The following is a 20,064-nucleotide window of genomic DNA, read 5'->3' as shown; positions in this document are numbered from 1 at the left end:
ATATGTTCTGATTTAGAGGGGCAGGAGAATAAGATGACAACAATCACACGAATTAGTAAAGATAAAGGTAAATTTTATCTACTTTGGCTATCTTCAGGCGAAAAACTGCGTGTCTCGGAAGATATTTTAGTACGGCAGCGTCTGCTAAAAGGCCAAGAGTTATCAGATACTTTAATAGAAGAAATAAAAAAAGCCAGTTCTTATGATGTCGGGTTACAAATGGCGATGAATTACTTAAGCTATCAATTACGTTCAAAGAAAGAGATTTTTACTTATTTAAAAGAGAAAGAAATTGTACCTGAAGATCGAGTAAAAATCGTTCAACGTTTAGAAGAGCTGCGGTTGTTGGATGATGCAATTTTTAGTGAAAGTTACGTACGGACAGCTATGCGAACCAGTGATAAAGGACCACGAAATGTGGCACAACAATTAAAGCAAAAAGGCATTAGTGAAGAAGATATTCAGCATGGCTTGACCTTTTATACGTTAGATGAACAGCTTAATGTTGCTACAGCAACTGCAGAAAAAGCCATGAAACGCTATCGAACTAAAAGTTTTAAAGATGCACTTCAGAAAACGCGTCTGCATCTGATGCAAAAGGGCTTTACAAATGAAATCATTGATCTAGCTTTGGAATCTTTAGCTTTTGAAAAGGACGAAGAACAAGAACAACAAGCGTTAAACAAGGAAGGCGAACGTTTATGGCGTGCTAATCAGCGATTTGATTTTTCTAAAAAAGTTCAAAAAGTCAAACAAAGCTTATTCCAAAAAGGGTTTGACTATGATTTGATTCAGCAATTTATTAGCGAAAAGGAAGTAGAACATGACGAATAAAGAGCCTTGGGAGGCGTGGAGTCCCGAAAAAGTTAGTTCATTCCAAGAAGATTTTTTAGCTTGGTATGAACGAGAAAAACGCAATTTACCTTGGCGAGCGAATACAGATGCATATCGTATTTGGATTTCTGAAATTATGCTACAACAAACTCGCGTAGATACAGTCATTGATTATTTTTATCGATTTATGGAATGGTTTCCGACGATTCAAGATTTAGCGGAAGCGCCAGATGATAAGTTGTTGAAAGCTTGGGAAGGGTTAGGCTACTATTCACGAGCGCGTAATTTAAAAGTGGCAGCGCAACAGATTGTTTCAGAATTTGGTGGGAAAATGCCTGACACAATCGAAGATATTCGTAGTTTAAAAGGAATCGGCCCCTATACGGCTGGTGCGATTGGCAGTATTGCCTTTAATTTACCCGAACCAGCAATTGACGGTAACGTCATGCGGGTAGTGAGCCGTTTATTTGAAATTGATGCAGATATTGCAAAAGCGAGTAGTCGTAAAGTATTTGAAGCGGTGATGCTTAAAATCATCGATCGTGAGCGTCCAGGGGATTTTAATCAAGCCTTAATGGATCTAGGCTCAGCCGTCTGCACCCCAACTTCACCTAAGTGTGAAAGCTGTCCGCTTCAGCAATATTGTGCGGCCTATCAGGCAGATAAAATGACCGCTTATCCAGTCAAATCAAAAAAAGTTAAGCCGAAAGATGTGTATTATGTCGGCACTATTATTGAAAATAAAAAGCAAGAATTTTTATTAGAACAACGACCTGAAACCGGTTTGTTAGCTAATATGTGGCTGTTTCCGATTGAAGAAATTAGCAAAAAACAATTTCAACAATTGCAAAAACTGGCGCAACCAGCAGAAACGGAAAAACAATTAACTTTAGAGTTAGAGCCTGTAACAGAGCCTTTGGTCGCTGAAGAACCTGTCAGCTTTTTTACGGACTATGAAACAGTTGTCTGGCAAAAACGTGCCTTAGGCGAAGTCGTTCATATTTTCAGTCATTTAAAATGGCATATCTTAGTCTTTTATGGCCGAAATACAGGCGAATTAGCCACACTAGAGTCGCAGCGATGGGTAGCAGCACAACAATTTTCGGACTATGTTTTTCCAAAACCACAGCAAAAAATGGTGGAATTGTTCAAAAAAGAACACGAAAACAAATAATAAAAAAGAGAGGCTTATAAACAAATAAGCCTCTCTTTTTCGTTCCCTCTAGGTTATACCCCTATATAAATTCTGCTATGTTTAGTTTTGAAGGGGACTGGTAAGATAGACTTGTCTCTTGTCTGCTTAGAGGAGTAGTAATGATGGTGGAGACTTTTTAAGAGAGAGGAAGTACAGCCAATGAGTAGGAAGCGAAAAATCAGCTTAATTAGTTTAGTCATCATTTTGTTTTTTGTCACAGTCGGCTCAGCATACTTTGCTGTAGCGGGTAGCTATTTAAAGAAAACAATTGATAAAGGCTATGTTCCCATAAAAAATGATTATAATGAAGCGCAAAATAAAGATAGTCAATCGTTTTTGATTATGGGGCTAGACAATACAATTGAACGGAAATTAGGCACAACTAGGACTGATGCCATGATGGTGATTACCGTGAATAACAAGACGAAGAAAATAACCTATTTAAGTTTGCCACGGGATAGTTTTGTTCAAATTGATGCAAAAAATTACCAAGGGATGCAGCGAATTGAAGCTGCCTATACCTACGATGGACCAACAGCTTCTGTTAACACAGTTGAGAAATTATTGAATATTCCAATCAATCATTACGTTGTGTTTAACTTTTTATCTTTTATTAAGTTAATTGATGCGGTTGGTGGCATAGATGTCAATGTCAAGCAGGCGTTTGATGGTGTTACCAAAGACGGGCCAGGATCCATTCATTTTGATGCAGGGAAACAGCATTTAGATGGTACGAAAGCTTTATCTTATGCCCGTGAAAGACATAGCGATAACGATATTATGCGTGGATTCCGACAACAAGAAATTATTCAAGCAGTTGAAGACAAGTTGAAATCTGGTCAATCAATCATGAAAATAATGGACATTATTGATTCGTTAAATGGAAACATTCAAACTGATGTGGATTCCAATGAATTGACTCATTTAGTCAAAGAAGGTTTGACTTGGACCAATTATGATAAACAACAGCTTTCTTTTGACTGGCGCACTTTTAGTAATGAAGGGCGCAGTATGGTTGAACTATATCCAGATAGTATTGAAAATGTCCGGCATCAATTACGTGTGTCTTTAAATTTAGAAAAGCCAGATGAACGAGATCAAGACGGCTATGTCTTCCATACGAACGGTGAATTTTTATATCAAAGTGATTATACCGTTCAAGATGAAGCAGCTGAGGAAAACGAAATGACTTCCATCAACGGCAATACGTATATTGGTGTTCCTGGCAATACACAGACCGGCCCGTTGCCATCAGTTAAAACGGAAAATGGCTTTATAAAATAATTTATTTTCCAAGTGTAGAAAATCCGAACATAACAGATTAAGTAATCCGCTTACTTATTATTCTTCTAAGGAAAAAACGAAGGATTTTAGCAAGAAAACAGCGTATCATTTGATATAAACCCAACATTCCCTTTATAATGAGAGTAACAAGCAAATTTTTGTTACTTAGAAGGGGAAGGGAGCAAGGAGTTATGTTTAGTTATACAGATACCATTTTGTCAATTATGCAAAGAATTGAAGTATACAACGAAATTTTCAAAGCCATCTCTAAAGAAGTTCAAGAATACGGTTGTAATCAGGCTGCACATCGGAGAGGCCGTGACACTTATATGTTTTGCCGAAATAATGTGAATCGTTTTTTTACAGAAGAAATGATGTTTCGTAAAAATTTAGAGCCGTATTATGATAAAGAAGCAACGAAAATCTTGCTAGAAGGATTAGATACGTATAAAGAAGGAGTATTTTTCTGGTTAGAGGCATTAAGTGAATCTTGCCAAGTGACAGATGAATTGAAATATCAATTAGGAATCCGCCAAAAAGAATCCTCTTATTTATTAATTAATCAAGCTTGTAAAGAAGCCTGTGAGGGCATTCAAAGCGCTCATAGTGTTCATAAGATGTAAAAAGTTAGGTACGATTGTCAATCTGACAGTCGTACCTAACTTTTTTATTTCAATATCATCTGATAAGCATAACGTTCGCCATCGTTAACATCTAAAATCACGTCACCTTGATAAACAAAGCCAGCTTTTTTTATCAGGTGCTGCATAGCGAGATTTTGTGGATGTGTATCGATTCGAATATCAGTAGCACCTTGCAAACGAGCGGCTGTAACCAGTGAGCGCAAAAGCACCAAAGCCAGTCCTTGACCTTGAAAGGAACTTTTTAGAGCAACACGATGAATTGCCGTATACGTAGCTTGAGAATGAGGTTGCCAAGACCCATTAAAAAGCGCTTCATAAGCAGGGTCAATCTCCGAACATAAAACACCAACGCCTGCCAAGGCATCATCAACCATTAAAATATAGCAAGTTTGCTGGTTGATATCTTTTGCTAAAATTTCTTGATTCGGGCCATCGCCGTTTTGCCATTGGGGAATGCCACTTTTTTGTAAGGTGCGGCGTCCATCTTCAATGATAGCAAGGATATCAGGCAAATCAGAAGGTTCTGCTTTTCTTAAATAAACAGTCAAAAAATATTCCCTCCTCTTAGAACCCTGTCGTTGTTTTCAATTGGTAAATTTTTGAAGGGCGGCCAATGCCAACGGGACGTTCACCTAACTCTTCAAAATATTGTGTCATGGCTTTTTTAAAATTTGAATGGTCAATGCTACGATAATCAACGCCGAGGAACTTCGCAAAAACTTTACGGGCTTCCGTAATGGTGAAATCTTTTCCTAAGACTTGAAGCACTTGCGGTTCATGTTCCATTTTATCAACAACACGATTAAACGCCTTAATTATAATTTCACTATGGTCGAAGGCTAAGGTATCTTTACCAAGAGAGGCCGCTGTTTTCAAGTCTAAAGTAATTTCCACATCTTCATGAGATAACGTGATGTGTTGACCATGCCGTTCAAGATTGAACCAGTGGACCTCTTTGGCATCGTCGCCAGCAATTAAAGGTTCTTCACCAATAAAGGCTAAATAGCTGACTGTCACGACCCAGCCACGAGGATCTCGATCTGGGCGACTAAAGCTGTGTAATTGTTCAATATTTTCTTGAGAAATCACCACACCAGTTTCCTCTTTTGTTTCTCTTAAAACACTATCTTCAGTAGATTCGTTGCGATTAACAAAACCGCCAGGAAGCGCCCATGAGTTTCTAAAGGGGTGACCTTTACGTTGAATCAGTAAGACTTTCAATTGATCGGCTTCCTTGTTGTAGCAAAGAAGAACCATATCAACGGTTAAAGAGGGTTTTTCATATTCAGGTAATTCTTGTTGATGATACCAAGTTAGAAACTCTGCTAAGCTAGCTTGGCGTTCATAATAATTTTTTTCTTCGGCTTTAGAAGCAAATTGTGGCACAATTGCTCCTCCTTTCAAAAAGAAACATGGTTTTCTTTTATTGTATCATTAAGTGGCTGAAATACAATATTCAAGCGTAAAAAGAAAAGCAAGCCTGGGACAAAAATCACTTTGGATTTTTGTCCCAGGCTTGTACTATAAGAAGTTTGTTCTAAACGTTGTTTATTGTGTTAATTCTAATAATTTATTTTTCAAATCTTCTTCCATATGGCCAAGTTCGATTTCGGCAGCTTGGCGTTTTTCTTTTCCTTCTTGTTGAATACGCAATGTTTCTTGGATAGTTTCAATTAAATCATTTTGTGTTTTTTGTAATGTTTCAATATCGACTAGGCCACGTTCGTTTTCTTTTGCTGTTTCAATTGCAGAAATTTTTAGCATTTCTGAATTTTTCTTCAGTAAGTCATTGGTGGTTTCAGAGACTTGACGTTGAGCAGTCACAGCATCTTTTTGACGGAGTAAGGTCAAGGCGATGACTACTTGGTTTTTCCATAACGGAATCGCTGTATTTACCGATGATTGAATTTTCTCAGCCAAAGCTTGGTTAGTATTTTGGATTAAACGAATTTGTGGGGCTTGTTGAATCGTAATTTGACGAGCCAAGCGTAAATCATGGGTTCTTTTTTCTAAACGGTCTAGGAATTGGTTATAATCATTAACAATTTGGACATCCATTTGATCCCCAGATTCTTCCGCTTTTTTCATGGCTTCAGGAATAATTTGCGTCCGTAGTTCTTCTGCTTTTAATTCCCCAGCGGCAATATAGATGTTTAAGGCATCAAAATAATCTTTATTTTTTTGATACAATTGATCTAACATGGCATTATCTTTTAAAAGACCATCTTTTTCATGGGTTAATTTGACAGCAATTTTGTCAATTTGCGCACCAATTTTTTGATATTTGGCGGTAATTTCGTAAACGGATTGTTTGACTTTACCTAACATTTTTTGAATAAAGTTGCCTTCGCCAGCACGTAATTCATTGGGATTGGCTTCATTTAAACGAAACATTAGATCGGTCAGTGAATCACCAACAGGACCAATGTCTTGTGCTTGAACGTGGTTTAACATCGCTTGCGAAAATTCGCCGAGTTTGATTTGGGCATTTGAACCATAGGTAATTACTGCTTGTGAATCTTGGACATCAATTTTTGAAGCTAATTCTTTTGCTTGGGCTTGACGTTCTTGTGGTAATTTATCAATTAAACGAGGAGCTGCTTGCTGTTCTTTTAACTCAGATAGTTCATTTTGTTGCGTTGGTGTTAGTTCATCCATTGATGAAAATGGATTACTTAATAAATCGTCCAATGTATTGGTTACAGATGTTGTTTCTTTGGGTTGTTGCTCAGTCATTTTTTTTCCTCCCTAATGATTATTGCTGGTCTTCGTTTACTTGAGGTGATTCCTCAGTTGCAGCTTTTTGCGACAAGCTGCTTTTAGCGATCGACATTTCGACATCTAAATCGTCTAAGTCATCGGAAACGATTTCCTCATAATCATTTTTAACTAATTTTGACAATTGGTCAATGATTTGTGCGCTTTCTTCTAATTTTTCATACGTTTGTTTGTTTTTTACTTCATGTTGTTCGATTTCTAAATGCTTACTTGTTAAGTCAACGATATTTGGTAAATGTGTATAGAGAAAGTGATTGGCTAAGTGTAACTTTTTAGGTTCTTTCACTAACTCTTTAAACAGAGCTTTAGAAACCTTCGTTGTATCATTACGTAAGTCAATCGCCCGTAATTTAGTTGAACGATTCATGTTTTCTTGTAATTGTATGATTTGTTTTTTGGCTGTGCTCATTGTACTTCTGAAAAAATCAATTTCTTGTGGAGATAACCCCAACTCACGATAATGGGCTTCTTTATCTTTCGTTAAGTAAGGCATTTGATCGCTCTTGTCGGCGGCATTTTTCTTTTTTCGATAGAGAACGAATACTAAAAAGCCTACCAGAATCACAAAAGCGAAGAAGCCATATTCTCTAGCGACAGCAATGATTAAGGCTCCTAAAAGAATATAGCCAATCAGTAATTTTGTATTTAATTTGTTCATTTATATAGTTCCTCCTATCTATCTAATCCTCGAAAGAGTCAGCTCTCGTTACAATAGTTATTTTAGCATACTCTGTGAGAGAAAAGACATACAGCGGAAGATGTATTTTATGATTTAGTGAAATCCTAAGAAAAAAAGTATAAAACGCAAAAAAAGACCCGTCCTAATTGGGGGTAGGACGGGAAAGGAGTTAAAAATGAAAAAGTGTTTTGTTAGGGTTGTTTGTTGGTATGCTTAAATAATACAAGGAAGTTGTGAATTTTTTATGTCTATTTTTTTTCGAAAATGTAATTTTTTTCTAAAGTAATAAATTTTTTTCTTTGAAAAGGGTTTAACTAGAGAAGAAGGGGTGCGATTTTTATCATTTTAGGGTATGATAAACAAGAAAGGTTGGTGAAAGATATGTTAAATTATGAGGACTTCGAAGAAAAAACACTTCAACGTCGAGAAATTTTTAAAGGAAAGATTATTGATGTTTTTTTGGATGACGTGGCTTTACCGACAGGCGGCACAGCTAAACGCGAATTGGTTTTTCATTCAGGCGCAGTAGCTATGATTCCGTTAACCGCAGAAGGAAAAATCGTCTTAGTTAAACAATTTAGAAAACCCTTGGAACAAGTAATTTTAGAAATTCCGGCGGGAAAAATTGATCCTGGAGAAGAAAATCAACTGGAAACGACGGCTATGCGGGAATTAGAAGAAGAAACTGGGTATCGTGCAGGTCAGCTTACCTACATAAATTCAATGTATCTGTCACCAGGATTTGCTAATGAAAAATTGGCTCTCTATTTGGCAACGGATTTGCAGAAAGTCGAAAATCCGCGTCCTCAAGATGAAGATGAAATCTTGGAACTTTACGAGCTAACAATAGCTGAAGCCAAAGCAGAAGTGGCAAAGGGCACGATTTGTGATGCCAAAACACTTTTTGCTATACAATACTGGGAATTGTATTTACTGCAGAGACAGTTTAAGGAGGACACGCAATGAGCAAAGGTCCGTTAGTCACTCGGACAGAACTTCGCAAACGCAGAGAAGCAGAAGAAAAAGAAGCGGAACGTCGTCAGCAGGAAGAGCAGAAGCTGGCGGAAAAAGCGTATAAGCGAAAAGAAAAAGAAATTTCGACGTTTTATCGTAAAGAAAAGAAAAAACAAAAACCGATTAACAAGTCGCGAGTAGGAGAATACTCGAAGCGTCGAGAACGGAGTACTTGGTTAAACAAGGCAATTATTATTGTAGCGATTTTATTAGCCGTTGTGGCATATATCGTTTTGAATTTATAGAAAAGAGGAATCACTATGAAAATTGGAATTATTGGAGCAATGGATCAAGAGGTCAAAATTCTAAAAGAAAAATTGACAGACACGATGTCATGGGAACGAGCAGGCGCTTTATTTGTTTCTGGTTCGTTAGGAAGACACGAGGTGATTGTGGTTCGTTCAGGAATTGGTAAAGTGGCCTCAGCTGTGACCACGACTTTATTGATTCATCAATATGGCGTAAATATGGTGATTAATACAGGTTCTGCTGGTGGTATCGGTGAAGGACTAAAAGTCGGCGATTTAGTCATTGCAGACAAATTAGCTTACTTTGATGTTGATGTCACTGGTTTTGGTTATGCCTATGGACAATTGCCTGGTGGTGTGCCTTTGTATTTTGAAACAAGTGAATACTTGCGGATGGAAGTTGCGAAAGCTGCTGAAAAAACTGGTTTAGCTATTCGTAAAGGATTGATTGTTACTGGAGATACTTTTGTGGACAGCGCTGAGAAAATCGCCAAAATTAAGAAAGAGTTTCCTGAAGCCTTAGCTTGTGAAATGGAAGGCGCAGCAATTGGCCAAGCGGCTTCACAGTTCAATATTCCATTCTTAGTTGTACGGGCAATGAGTGATACAGCAGATGGCGAAGCAACTCAAAGCTTTGACGAATTCATCGATGAAGCTGGGAAAAAATCAGCCGAAATGGTTATTCATTTTGTCGAGAACTTAGTTTAAAAAGAGAAAGAAATAGCCATCATTTCATTGATGAAATGATGGCTATTTCTTTTTGCTGATTGTCATTTAATGGAAGGTTTTTAAATACTGTTCTTTTTGTTTGCGCGTTAATTTTTTAAAGGCGGCTTCGGCTTTGGTGGCCTCGCTACGTGTTTCAAATTTCTTTGTATGAATCATTTTGACTGGGCGGCGTTTGGCTAACCGTGTATATTTTGCACCAGTTCCGCTATTATGTTCGGTTAATCGACGTTCTGGTTCAGTTGTATAGCCACCGTAAAAGGAACCATCTTGGCAAAGTAAAACATAAAAATAATGGGATTTCTTATTCTCCATACAGCATAGCCTTCATTTCTGCTTCGTATTCGTTCTTTTCATTGTATGTAAAAAGAGGTGGTAACACACGAAAACCGTCTTTTTTACCTTGTTTAATGCCTTCAATTAGTAAAACATTGGCTTCTTTGCCTGGCTTCGGATAAACAAACCGAGCTTTTTTCGGCGCAATATTGGCGTTTTCCATGGCATGTAAAATATCCAGGAAACGATCAGGACGATGAACCATTGCGAGGCGACCATTTGTTTTTAATAAATCCGCCGACACAGTGACCACTTCTTGAAGAGACGTGTGAATTTCATGACGGGCAATCGCTAAATGCGGGTTTGGATTTTTTTGGCTAGTTGGTCGTTCTTTAAAGTATGGGGGATTACATAGTACTAAATCGACAGAATCTTTTTTGATGACCTCTGTCGCTTGTTTTAAATCACGTTCATACATCGTTACTTGTTTTTCCAATTTATTTAATAGAATACTTCGTTGCCCCATATCTGCCAAACGAGGTTGTAATTCGATTTGGTCGATCTTTGCAGCTGTTTTCCGACTAACGAAGAGGCCGACCGCGCCATTGCCAGCACACAAATCGACAATCTTGCCTTTTTTTGGTAGTTGCGGAAAATTAGCCAATAAGACTGCATCAATGGAAAAAGAAAAGACTTCTTTGCTTTGAATAATTTGAATATCATCCGCATATAATTGATCAATCCGTTCGCCGGATAATAACATAGATTAAGAACCTCCAACTTTTCATCTGATTGTTCATGTATTATACTACTTTTAAACCCGTATGACAAAATCTGTTCCCTAGATTAGTGGGGACATGTTATTTCTCTGATTGATAGACGTAAAAAAAGCTTGTCAAAAGGTAGAGCTTTCGGCATACTAGAAAGCGGAGAGAAGAAAGGAAGAAAATTATGTTTTTTACATTTATGCGTGGCGTGGTTCGCGTCATTTTATTTGTGATTAATGGAAATGCACATTATGAAAATAAAGAAAAATTACCAAAAGACCAAAACTATGTCTTAGTTGCGCCGCATCGAACATGGTGGGAACCGTTGTATTTAGCTGTTGCTGGCAGTCCTAAGAAGTTTAGTTTTATGGCAAAAAAAGAGTTGTTTAAAAATCCTGTTTTACGTTTCATTTTAAAACATGCGAATGCGTTTCCAGTGGATCGTGAGAAGCCCGGTCCCAGCGCGATTAAAACACCTGTCAAAATTTTAAAAAATTCTGATTTAAGTTTGATTATGTTCCCCAGTGGCACGCGTCATTCCTCAGAATTAAAAGGTGGGGTAGCCTTGATTGCTAAAATGGGGCGAGTACCTATCGTGCCATCTGTTTATCAAGGTCCGTTAACTTTAAAAGAGTTGTTTAAACGTAAAAAAGTAACGGTTCGTTTTGGAGAGCCAATCGATATTAGCGATATTAAAAAAATGGATAAAGACGGTTTAGCTGAAGTGGAACGTCGGATGCAAGAAGCATTTGATCAGTTAGATAAAGAAATTGATCCAACTTTTAAATATGAATCAACAGAAAAAGAATAAAACAAACCGCTACAGAATAGGAATGTTACTGGCAGGTAGTTTCATCAAAAGATGATGCTCCCTGTCTTTTTTCTTTCGTTAAGAAAAAAGTTTGTTAAAAATCTAATTCTTCTGTCCGATTTTCTTAAAAAATACCAGAAATTTGTTATAATAATAAGAAGGACTTTTTTAGGCGGTGAAAAAATGAAATTTTTACATACAGCAGATTGGCATATTGGCAAAAAATTACATGGTTTTGATTTGTTGGCAGAACAAAGGGAAGCCTTTGAACAAATCTTAGCAATTGCGAAAGAAGAGCAAGTGGATGCTGTTGTGATCGCTGGAGATTTGTATGATCGCTCTGTTCCAGCGGTTGAAGCAGTCGAGATTTTTAATGAAATGATGATTCAAATGAATCTCAAAGAGCATTTCCCCGTGTTAGCTATTTCGGGAAACCATGATAGCAGCACTCGTTTAGAAACAGGAGGCCCTTGGTTTAATCAAACGCAATTTCATTTGAATACGCGTTTAGAACAAGCCTTTCAACCAATTGAAATCGACAATACCCAATTTTATTTGTTGCCTTATTTTGAACCGATTGCGGCTCGCTTATATTTTGAAGATGAAACGATTCGAACGATTCAGGCGGCGATGGAAAAAGTTGTCGCGAAAATGCAGGAATCTTTTCTCCCCAATAAAAAACAGGTGTTAGTTAGTCATTTTTTCGTCGCTGGCAGTGAAAAAACTGATTCTGAAACAAAATTAACAGTGGGTGGTTTGGATGTTGTACCGACAGCTTTGTTAGAGCCTTTTGATTACGTCGCGTTGGGCCACTTACATGGAAAAAATGCGTTGCAGGCACCTAATGCTCGATACAGTGGCTCGCCTGTAAAATTTTCTTTATCAGAAATGACACAAGAAAAAGGTGTTTGGCTTGTTGAAACAGAAACTGAAGTTCATTTTCAATTCCGTGCTTTGAAACCATTGCGAGACATTCAACAATTGACGGGCTCGTTTCAGCAGTTAACGGATCCCGCTTTTTATCAAGAAGTGAATCGGGAAAATTATTTACATGTCCAATTAACCGACCGAGCGATCATTCCCAACATGATGAATCAATTGCGAAAAATTTACCCCAAAATTATTGGGTTGGAACGTTTGAATGGTCGAGAAACAAGCAACGGAAATCAGAAAAAAGTGGTACAAATAGAACAACGTTCACCAGAAGAACATCTGCATGACTTTTTTAACGATGTGACAGGAGAGGCCTTGACAGAACAACAAGCACAATGGGTCCAAGAAGAACTGAGTACACTTAATCAATTAGAAAGAGGGAAGTAACAGGATGAAACCATTATCTTTAACATTGAAAAACTTCGGACCGTATATTAATGAAACCATTGATTTTACGAAGTTTGAAGATTCTTCACTTTTTCTAATTAGTGGAAAAACAGGGTCTGGGAAAACAACGATTTTTGATGGAATGAGCTATGCTTTGTTTGGTGAAAGTTCTGGGAAATTACGTTTAGGCAAAGAAATGCGTTCCACATTTGCTGACCCCTCAGAAGCCACTGAAGTTACTTTGCTTTTTAAACATAACGAGTATCTCTATGAACTGAACCGCCTTCCCGAACAAGAACTTTTTAAAAAACGTGGCACAGGAGTCCGTAAACAAAGTGCCAAAATTTCTTTAATTGTCAAAGATGCTCAAGGGAAAGAACTACGAGCCTATTCTAAAAGACGTGAAGTGGACGAACTCATTCAAGAATTATTACATTTGAATGCCAATCAATTTGCTCAAATTGTATTGTTACCACAAGGAGAGTTTCGGACTTTTTTAATTGCTAAAAGTGATGAAAAAGAAAAGGTTTTGCGTAATTTATTCGGAACAGAATTGTATCAGTTGTTCAGCGAAAATTTAAAAGAACGCTTAAAAATTGCCAATCAAGAGATTCAAGAAACCCAGCAAAAAATTGAACTGAAAACAGAACAGTTGCATTGGTCAGAAGAACCTGAACCGACAATGACACTTTTTGAAAAACTTCAATTATTAGAAAGCCAACAACAAGAGGCTCAGCAACAATTATTAGTTGAAAGAGAACAAATTGCAACCTTAAAACAAGCCAAACAAGCAAAAGAGCAAGTTCGTTATGCCATTGAAGAACGGCAAAACTTGCAACAGCAAAAAGAAGAATTACTGGAAAAGAAAACAAAACAAGCTGAACAGGAAACCGTCATTGAGCGGCTAAAGGAACAGATTCAGCAATTAAAATGGAGCCAAAAACAGCAATCTTTAGCTGAAAAAGTCTTTGAAAAACGAAGCGAAAAACAACAAAAAGAGCAAGAAACAAAGTCCAAACAACAAGCTCTTATGGAAACGCAACAAGCATTGACAGATTGGCAAGCAATCCTGAGTGAGTTGGAAGAACAACAACCATTAATTGCTGAAAAACAAGAACGTCTTCAAACGATTCGACGTCAATTACCACAATACCAAGAATATGAACAGTTAGCTCAACAACAAATAGCAGAACAAGCCAATTATCAAGCCATTCAAAAAGAGTATGAATCTTGCCAACAGGAAAAAACAACATTAGCGGATAAAGTGGCGACAGCCAAACAATTTATTGAACAAGAAGGAACACTTGAAAAAGCAAATTTTGAATGTTCTAGTGTAGCAGATCATTGGCAAAATTTTGTAGAACGTTGGCAAAAAAATCAAAAAGCTTGGCAAAAAATTAGTCAAAACCAAGTGGAATTGCACGAGTTGACACAACGGTTTGCTGTTGAACAGCAACAAAAAAGCGCCGAAGAAGCGAAGTTGCAGACAAAGAAAAGTCAATGGGCCTCTTTACAAATCCAACGATTAAGCTTGTTACTTGAAGAGGGGGAACCTTGCCCAGTTTGTGGCTCTTTAGAACATCCAAAGCAACAAACTCATCAAGAAGTTTCCTTAGAAGAGATTGATCAAGCGGAACGGGAATTAACGGAAGTTGAAAAAACGGTTCAACGATTTACTGAAACGCTCTCTGCATTAGGGGCGGAAAAACAACAGAAAGAAAGCCAATTACAAGAACAGGAAGCTGCGTATACTGAGGAACAAGAACAATTAGCAGCGCAGTTTGCTGACTTGCAGTTGCCGTTAACAGGACTGACTTTTTCACAAGTAACACCTGCAGAAATTGCGGAAGTTGAGTCGCAATTAGCTAAAGAAAAACAACAAATAGCACAAAAACTAACGGAAATTTCAGTCGAAAAGGACCGTCTGGCGGAACTAGAAGAACAAGTAGCTGAAAATTCTCAACGCTTTGAAGTGCTCCGACAACAAGTAGAAACAATGCAACAAAGTCTGGAAAGAATCACTATCCAGCAGCAAATGATTGCTAGCCAATTATTGGATGCAACCGTCACATACGAAGAAATGACCAAACAACAAGCTTTGCTTCAAGAAGAACTCTCTGCATTTGAACGTCAAAAAGAAAACGTGACGACACAAGGAGAAACCTTGAAGAAAGAAGAAATGATCCTTGAAAGTACGTTGACGCATTTGGAGAAAGAACAACAAACACTTCAACAAACAGTCGCGCAACTTGAGAGTCAGTTAAAGGCAGTTTTAACGGAACAAGGCGTGACAGAGGACCAATTGACGGAGTGGTTGAAAGAGGTACCGACACTAGAAAGTCAGCAAGAACAAATTGCTTTATTTGAACAAGAGCAAACCCAACTGACTATCCAACTCGCTGAAATTGAGAAAAAATTATCTAGTGATACGTTCCCAGAATTATCTTTAATCACCACAGAAATTGAACAAATAACACAACAAATTGAAGAACAAGAAAAAAAATACTATCAACTGCATGAAAAAATGCTGAATAATCAACAGTTGGTTCAAGAAATTAATGCGCAAAGAACAACAATTGAAGACAAGTTTGAGGAAGTTACTGCACTTCAACAGTTGGCAGATACGGTGAATGGCAATAATCCTAAAAAAATTAGTTTTGAACGGTATATGTTACAAACGTATTTAGAAAGAGTGCTGACAGTCGCTAATCAGCGTTTAGACCGCCTGACCAATAGTCGTTATCAATTTGAATTGAATCACGAAGCAGGTAGTTATCGGAATCAAACGGGGCTAGAAATCAATATTTATGATGACAATTCAGGGACGGTGCGCAGCGCTCACACGTTATCAGGCGGGGAAAGTTTTATAGCAGCGTTAGCGTTGGCACTTTCTTTAGCAGAAGTGATTCAAGAACAAGCAGGCGGAGTCTTAATTGATGCGTTGTTTATTGATGAAGGCTTTGGTTCCTTAGATGAAGAAGCATTGGAAATGGCAATGGAGGCGTTAGAAACGATTGAAAATGAAGGCCGCATGATTGGGATTATTAGTCATATTGGCGAATTAAAAGCACGAATTCCACAACAATTACAAATAAAAAGCAATGGGAATGGTCAAAGTACCGTTCACTATCAGCTAGCTTAGTAGAAGAGGAGGTGAGTCGATGAAATGGAGTATTCCAGAGCGAATCGTTGAACAAGGACGCGAATATATGCAAGAAGGCCGGGTCTTATCTATCGTTCAAAATCCAGAAAAAAGGATCTGGTTGTCTGAGGTTTTAGGGGAAGAACTTTATCTTGTTGAATTGGATGGTACCGCCAAAGAACAAGATGTTTGTGAATGTCAATATTGGATGGAACATGGCTATTGCAAGCATACAGTGGCAGTTGAACTGGCACTGAAACAACGAGGCGTGTCAAGAATTATTCAAGCGAATCAAACAGTCAGTTTTGAGAAAACAAATCGATCAACAGCTGAAATGTTTACCAAAGGCTTTGCCAAATTAAGCAAAGCTTCTGCCGAAGTTCCCTTGCAGCCTTTACGTTTAGAATTTCATTTAGATGTGATTGAAACGAATAATTACTATCCAGAATTATCAACGATTGGTCTTTCTTTAAAAATTGGTTTGGAAGGCACCAAACCTAAAACATATATTGTGAAAAATATTGGTGATTTTTTACAAGCATATGAAAAAGAAATGACCTTTATGGTGAATAAACAACACCAATTTACCTTGCTACATGATTCTTTTTCAATGGAGATTCAAGAAATTTTAACAGAACTTGCGGCAATTTATCATACCAGCCAATTATTAGGTGCAAACGGTATTCAAGTTAAAGGGAAAATCGACAAACGTTATCTATTATTACCAATTGATCGCAGTCAATCGTTAGTTGAAAAAATGAATCGAACGGGTCAGTTTATATTGACCAATCAAACTCATAAGTATCGCTATCTAACGTTCAAAGAAACCAGTTTGCCACTTACGTTTACAGTGCAAAAAACCGAGGAACAAAGCTTCAAATTAACTATTCAGAATCCTATTACAACGTTTCTAGCCCACTATCACTGGGCGATTGCGGATCAAACGGTTTATTTACTAACAGAAGAGCAGGAAGCCATCTACACCACGCTACTCCAATTAATGAAACGCTTGGAAGAGCCGTCAATTATTTATGAAAAAGAAACAGTTTCTGATTTATTTAGTGAAGTGTTACCATTATTGGAAAAAATTGGTCGAGTGTCTGTTGAAGAATCAGTTGAAGAATTAGTCGTCCATCATCCTTTAAAAGCAGTCTTTATTTTTAAGAAAATTAAAGGTCGGATTAACGCTCGAATTGACTATCACTATGGAGAAGTCATTTTCTCGACAAACCCGAAATATGCTCAATTACCTGAAGACAATCAAGAAATCGTTCGAGATAAAGCAAAAGAAACAGAAATTAAGCAACAATTTCAACAGTTTGCCTATCAGCAAACAACCACAGGCTTTGAAAAAATCTTACCTGCTGGGGAGTCCTTGTATTATTTCTTTAAAGCCGAAGTACCAGCTTTCCGTCAATTAGGAGAAGTTCGGATGGGACGGAAATTACGGGAATTGTATTTAGATGCCCAGCATCATCAACCAACGATTGAAGTTGCGGAAGGGGATTCTTGGTTAGATATTCGGTTTGATGTCACTGGCATTGATGAAACCGAAATCGATGCAGTATTGACTAGTCTGCTACGTAATGATGCTTTTTATACGTTAAAAAGTGGTGAAATTCTTGCTTTTGACTCAGAGGAATTTTTCCATACAAGTGCAATTTTAACGAAGCTGCGAAAAAATATGCATCAAGAAGACAATGTCATTCATGTGCCCAAAAACCAAGGCCTCATGATCGAAAGTTTATTAGAAGACAACGAGCGAGCACATTTTTCAGATTCCTTTAAAAAAATGGTCACGGATTTAACGCATCCAGAAAACTTTGAAGCGCAAGTCCCCAAATCCTTACAAGCAACGTTACGCCATTACCAAGAAACAGGGTATAAATGGCTGAAAATGCTTAGCTATTATCAATTTGGCGGTATTTTAGCTGATGAAATGGGTTTAGGGAAGACACTGCAAACCATTACCTATTTACTTTCGGAAAAAGAAGAAGAGCGCTTGAAAGGGACAGCTTTGATTGTCGCACCTGCAAGTTTAACCTATAACTGGTTAGCCGAAGTCAAACGTTTTGCGCCAACCTTAAATGTTCAAGTGGTTTCTGGCAACCGCCAAGAACGAGCAGCGCTTTTACAAAATAGCACCGAAGATATTCTGATTACTTCTTATGCAAGTATGCGACAAGATGTTCAGCTTTATCAGGAAATGCGTGTCGGCTATTTGATTCTAGATGAGGCCCAAATGGTTAAAAATAGTGGAACTAAAACGGCGCAAGCCTTAAAAAGTTTAAAAGTACCGCAACGTTTTGCATTAAGTGGCACACCAATTGAAAATAATTTAGATGAACTGTGGTCAATTTTCCAAATGATCTTACCGGGATTGTTCCCAGGCAAAAAAGCCTTTCGAGAAATTAAGCCAGAAGAAATTGCCAAAATGATTCAACCATTCATTTTACGACGAGACAAGAAAACGGTGCTTGCAGACTTACCAGAAAAAATTGAAAATAATATGTACAGTGTCTTAACAGAAGAACAAAAAACGGTTTATTTGGCCTATCTAAAACAAATGCAAGCAGATGTCAGTCAAATGGATCAGGCGACCTTCAAGAAAAATCGCATGAGTATTTTAGCAGGCTTGACCCGTTTACGACAAATCTGTTGCGATCCGCGTTTGTTTATTGAGGATTACACGGGAGGTTCTGGCAAAGTGGAACAAGTCAAAGACTTTTTAGTGGCTGCCAAAGAAAACAATCGTCGTGTCCTATTATTTTCTCAGTTCACAAGCATGCTTTCTATCTTAGAAAAAGAATTGAATGAATTAGGCTTAGAGACGTTTTATTTACGAGGAAGTACGAAGCCTCAAGATCGGTTAACGATGGCGAATGCCTTCAATGAAGGAGAAAAAGATGTCTTCTTAATTTCATTGAAAGCAGGGGGAACCGGACTAAATTTAACTGGTGCAGATACAGTTATTTTATACGATTTATGGTGGAATCCCGCAGTCGAAGAACAAGCGGCTGGTCGGGCACACCGCATGGGACAAAAAAAGGTTGTTGAAGTGTGGCGGATGATTGCAGAAGGAACGGTTGAAGAAAAAATGAATTCCTTACAGCAAGAAAAACGCGAGCTGTTCCAAAAAGTGATTCAAGGAAATGAAGAGCAATTAGCGAAAATGACGGAAGAAGATATTCGCACAATTTTAAGCATTGGGGAATAACCGTTCAACTTAGTTGCTATCTTATTTAAAGAGAAATGGAGTAATTCGTTTGAAACAAAAAGAATATATGGAATATCGGCCGCTAGGTGAAGAAATTGAACGGATTCGTAAAGGAAAAAATATTCCTCTGCGTGTCTTTGATGAAAATGGTGTTTCTAGTCGAAGTTATCAACGCTTTGTCCAAGGAAATAGTGAATTGCGTATTTCGGATTTAGCCATTATTGTCGAAATCTTGTCTATTTCGCCGATGGAAATGACAGAAAAATTAACGCCAATGTCCAAAACAGTTTTAGCTAAGGAGCAGTTTAATCAAGCAATCTTTAGTAAAAATTTTCAAGAAAGTAGTCGAATCGTTGCAGATTATCGGGCGTATTATGAGAAATCGTCTTTTGCTTTAGGAAAGCAAGAAGTAATGTATTCGATGTTGGCGTTGGAATATCTTTTTAACCCTCAAACAGTTGTGACAAAAGAAGAGATTATTGCATTAGAAAATCAGATTCTGGAACGATTAATTAATGCCGATGTGTATACTATTTTTAATTTGAAATTTTTAGCATTACAAAAAAACGTTGGCTTGCAGCCGTTTCCAACTTCGTTACTTTTTCGTGTACTACAATCTGTCAATGAGCGGGAAATTATTGATATTCGCTCGCTAGAAATTATCGAGCAAGTAATTATTGATTTTTTATTTGCGGCGATTGTCAGCCAAAATGTTCCCCATATTCTTCATGTATTAAGCATGTTTAAAGAATATGAAGTGGGTGAAAATAACTGGCGAATGATCCTCTGGAAAAAAATAGCAGAAAAAATAGAAATGATTTTAACCAATGAAGAAATATTCGCAGATTGGTCAATCTTTAAAGAACAAATCCTCTTATCTATCACATTGTTTTTACCAAAAGCCAAACAAGAATTTTTTGCTGGGCAATTGGAAAAAATAGAGGATAGTTTAAAAGAAATAAAAGAAAACTAGGCATAATTGAGAATTTGTCATAATACATTCTGGTTGTGTTTAGCGACAAAGAGCGCCAAATAGGGGTAGAAAACCCTATTTGGCGCTCTTTGTCTTGTCTATACAAATTAATTTGGACAGTTTGTCGTAATTGAACCCATTTTCAGTTGATATTCA

General features: G+C 37.5%; 18 protein-coding genes. 12 read left to right on the top strand and 6 right to left on the bottom strand.

Going from position 1 to position 20,064, the window contains the following annotated elements; translation table 11 throughout:
* Window positions 1-33 precede the first annotated feature (33 nt).
* From recX to AB3I34_RS08400, 4 genes are all read left to right on the top strand, one after another.
* Window positions 34-834 carry a recombination regulator RecX gene (gene recX, locus AB3I34_RS08415; protein ID WP_085444211.1) on the top strand — a complete coding sequence of 267 codons (801 nt, stop codon included), beginning with the start codon at window positions 34-36 and terminating at the stop codon, window positions 832-834.
* A complete protein-coding gene (mutY, locus tag AB3I34_RS08410) occupies window positions 824-2,008 on the top strand; it encodes an A/G-specific adenine glycosylase (RefSeq protein WP_010712754.1) in 1,185 nt (394 codons plus the stop codon). The genes recX and mutY overlap by 11 nt, the downstream gene beginning before the upstream one ends.
* Window positions 2,009-2,188: 180 nt before the next feature.
* Window positions 2,189-3,313 (top strand): LCP family protein, encoded by a 1,125-nt coding sequence (locus AB3I34_RS08405; RefSeq protein ID WP_002374081.1) that lies wholly within the window; start codon window positions 2,189-2,191, stop codon window positions 3,311-3,313.
* A 137-nt stretch (window positions 3,314-3,450) separates the two neighbouring features.
* On the top strand, window positions 3,451-3,936 hold the full coding sequence (locus AB3I34_RS08400; RefSeq protein ID WP_002407245.1) for a hypothetical protein: 486 nt from the start codon (window positions 3,451-3,453) through the stop codon (window positions 3,934-3,936).
* Window positions 3,937-3,980: 44 nt separating this feature from the next.
* On the opposite strand, the gene AB3I34_RS08395 is transcribed toward AB3I34_RS08400, so the two are convergent.
* The 4 genes from AB3I34_RS08395 to AB3I34_RS08380 form a co-directional block, all read right to left on the bottom strand.
* Complete coding sequence (locus AB3I34_RS08395; protein WP_010712753.1) at window positions 3,981-4,505, bottom strand: GNAT family N-acetyltransferase; 525 nt, start codon at window positions 4,503-4,505, stop codon at window positions 3,981-3,983.
* A 16-nt stretch (window positions 4,506-4,521) separates the two neighbouring features.
* The gene (locus AB3I34_RS08390; RefSeq protein WP_002384084.1) at window positions 4,522-5,361 is read right to left on the bottom strand and encodes an NUDIX hydrolase; all 840 of its coding nucleotides are present in this window, start codon (window positions 5,359-5,361) and stop codon (window positions 4,522-4,524) included.
* 144 nt (window positions 5,362-5,505) lie between these two features.
* Window positions 5,506-6,693 carry a toxic anion resistance protein gene (locus AB3I34_RS08385; protein WP_002356447.1) on the bottom strand — a complete coding sequence of 396 codons (1,188 nt, stop codon included), beginning with the start codon at window positions 6,691-6,693 and terminating at the stop codon, window positions 5,506-5,508.
* 19 nt (window positions 6,694-6,712) lie between these two features.
* Complete coding sequence (locus AB3I34_RS08380) at window positions 6,713-7,393, bottom strand: 5-bromo-4-chloroindolyl phosphate hydrolysis family protein (RefSeq protein WP_002356448.1); 681 nt, start codon at window positions 7,391-7,393, stop codon at window positions 6,713-6,715.
* Between the two features lie 402 nt (window positions 7,394-7,795).
* Between AB3I34_RS08380 and AB3I34_RS08375 the strand changes: the two genes are divergently transcribed.
* Genes AB3I34_RS08375 through AB3I34_RS08365 form a run of 3 tightly spaced genes read left to right on the top strand, consistent with a single transcriptional unit; the run spans window position 7,796 to window position 9,384 of the window.
* Entirely contained in the window at window positions 7,796-8,380 is a 585-nt protein-coding gene (locus AB3I34_RS08375; RefSeq protein ID WP_002356449.1) for an NUDIX hydrolase, read from the top strand.
* Window positions 8,377-8,673 (top strand): cell wall synthase accessory phosphoprotein MacP, encoded by a 297-nt coding sequence (gene macP, locus AB3I34_RS08370; RefSeq protein WP_002356451.1) that lies wholly within the window; start codon window positions 8,377-8,379, stop codon window positions 8,671-8,673. Before AB3I34_RS08375 ends, macP begins: the two co-directional genes overlap by 4 nt.
* 15 nt (window positions 8,674-8,688) lie before the next feature.
* Complete coding sequence (locus AB3I34_RS08365) at window positions 8,689-9,384, top strand: 5'-methylthioadenosine/adenosylhomocysteine nucleosidase (RefSeq protein WP_085444210.1); 696 nt, start codon at window positions 8,689-8,691, stop codon at window positions 9,382-9,384.
* A 66-nt stretch (window positions 9,385-9,450) separates the two neighbouring features.
* Here the strand turns inward: AB3I34_RS08365 and AB3I34_RS08360 are convergent, their stop codons facing one another.
* Entirely contained in the window at window positions 9,451-9,717 is a 267-nt protein-coding gene (locus tag AB3I34_RS08360; RefSeq protein ID WP_010712752.1) for a GIY-YIG nuclease family protein, read from the bottom strand.
* Window positions 9,707-10,441: a tRNA1(Val) (adenine(37)-N6)-methyltransferase gene (locus AB3I34_RS08355; RefSeq protein ID WP_002356457.1), complete on the bottom strand. Its 735-nt coding sequence runs from the start codon at window positions 10,439-10,441 to the stop codon at window positions 9,707-9,709. The genes AB3I34_RS08360 and AB3I34_RS08355 overlap by 11 nt, the downstream gene beginning before the upstream one ends.
* A 188-nt stretch (window positions 10,442-10,629) precedes the next feature.
* On the opposite strand from AB3I34_RS08355, the gene AB3I34_RS08350 reads away from it, so the two are divergent.
* From AB3I34_RS08350 to elrR, 5 genes are all read left to right on the top strand, one after another.
* Window positions 10,630-11,256: a 1-acyl-sn-glycerol-3-phosphate acyltransferase gene (locus AB3I34_RS08350; protein WP_002356461.1), complete on the top strand. Its 627-nt coding sequence runs from the start codon at window positions 10,630-10,632 to the stop codon at window positions 11,254-11,256.
* Between the two features lie 183 nt (window positions 11,257-11,439).
* Window positions 11,440-12,576 (top strand): exonuclease SbcCD subunit D, encoded by a 1,137-nt coding sequence (locus tag AB3I34_RS08345; protein ID WP_010712751.1) that lies wholly within the window; start codon window positions 11,440-11,442, stop codon window positions 12,574-12,576.
* A gap of 4 nt (window positions 12,577-12,580) precedes the next feature.
* Window positions 12,581-15,718 (top strand): SbcC/MukB-like Walker B domain-containing protein, encoded by a 3,138-nt coding sequence (locus AB3I34_RS08340; protein ID WP_010712750.1) that lies wholly within the window; start codon window positions 12,581-12,583, stop codon window positions 15,716-15,718.
* A 19-nt stretch (window positions 15,719-15,737) separates the two neighbouring features.
* Window positions 15,738-18,935, top strand: coding sequence for an SNF2 helicase associated domain-containing protein (locus AB3I34_RS08335; RefSeq protein ID WP_368027841.1), 3,198 nt, complete (start codon window positions 15,738-15,740; stop codon window positions 18,933-18,935).
* A gap of 67 nt (window positions 18,936-19,002) precedes the next feature.
* Window positions 19,003-19,908 carry an Rgg family transcriptional regulator ElrR gene (gene elrR, locus AB3I34_RS08330; RefSeq protein WP_002385708.1) on the top strand — a complete coding sequence of 302 codons (906 nt, stop codon included), beginning with the start codon at window positions 19,003-19,005 and terminating at the stop codon, window positions 19,906-19,908.
* The last annotated feature ends 156 nt before the right edge of the window (window positions 19,909-20,064 follow it).

The organism is Enterococcus sp. C102(2024) (assembly GCF_040888205.1).
Lineage (GTDB): Bacteria > Bacillota > Bacilli > Lactobacillales > Enterococcaceae > Enterococcus > Enterococcus faecalis.
The sequence above is the reverse complement of the archived record's forward strand: the minus strand, read 5'-3'. Positions and strand labels throughout refer to the sequence as shown.

Coding starts and splice junctions, on each gene's coding strand:
- recX (WP_085444211.1), top strand. CDS start 34: ATGACAACAATCACACGAATTAGTAAAGATAAAGGTAAATTTTATCTA.
- mutY (WP_010712754.1), top strand. CDS start 824: ATGACGAATAAAGAGCCTTGGGAGGCGTGGAGTCCCGAAAAAGTTAGT.
- AB3I34_RS08405 (WP_002374081.1), top strand. CDS start 2,189: ATGAGTAGGAAGCGAAAAATCAGCTTAATTAGTTTAGTCATCATTTTG.
- AB3I34_RS08400 (WP_002407245.1), top strand. CDS start 3,451: ATGAGAGTAACAAGCAAATTTTTGTTACTTAGAAGGGGAAGGGAGCAA.
- AB3I34_RS08385 (WP_002356447.1), bottom strand. CDS start 6,693: ATGACTGAGCAACAACCCAAAGAAACAACATCTGTAACCAATACATTG.
- AB3I34_RS08380 (WP_002356448.1), bottom strand. CDS start 7,393: ATGAACAAATTAAATACAAAATTACTGATTGGCTATATTCTTTTAGGA.
- AB3I34_RS08375 (WP_002356449.1), top strand. CDS start 7,796: ATGTTAAATTATGAGGACTTCGAAGAAAAAACACTTCAACGTCGAGAA.
- macP (WP_002356451.1), top strand. CDS start 8,377: ATGAGCAAAGGTCCGTTAGTCACTCGGACAGAACTTCGCAAACGCAGA.
- AB3I34_RS08365 (WP_085444210.1), top strand. CDS start 8,689: ATGAAAATTGGAATTATTGGAGCAATGGATCAAGAGGTCAAAATTCTA.
- AB3I34_RS08360 (WP_010712752.1), bottom strand. CDS start 9,717: ATGGAGAATAAGAAATCCCATTATTTTTATGTTTTACTTTGCCAAGAT.
- AB3I34_RS08355 (WP_002356457.1), bottom strand. CDS start 10,441: ATGTTATTATCCGGCGAACGGATTGATCAATTATATGCGGATGATATT.
- AB3I34_RS08350 (WP_002356461.1), top strand. CDS start 10,630: ATGTTTTTTACATTTATGCGTGGCGTGGTTCGCGTCATTTTATTTGTG.
- AB3I34_RS08345 (WP_010712751.1), top strand. CDS start 11,440: ATGAAATTTTTACATACAGCAGATTGGCATATTGGCAAAAAATTACAT.
- AB3I34_RS08340 (WP_010712750.1), top strand. CDS start 12,581: ATGAAACCATTATCTTTAACATTGAAAAACTTCGGACCGTATATTAAT.
- AB3I34_RS08335 (WP_368027841.1), top strand. CDS start 15,738: ATGAAATGGAGTATTCCAGAGCGAATCGTTGAACAAGGACGCGAATAT.
- elrR (WP_002385708.1), top strand. CDS start 19,003: ATGGAATATCGGCCGCTAGGTGAAGAAATTGAACGGATTCGTAAAGGA.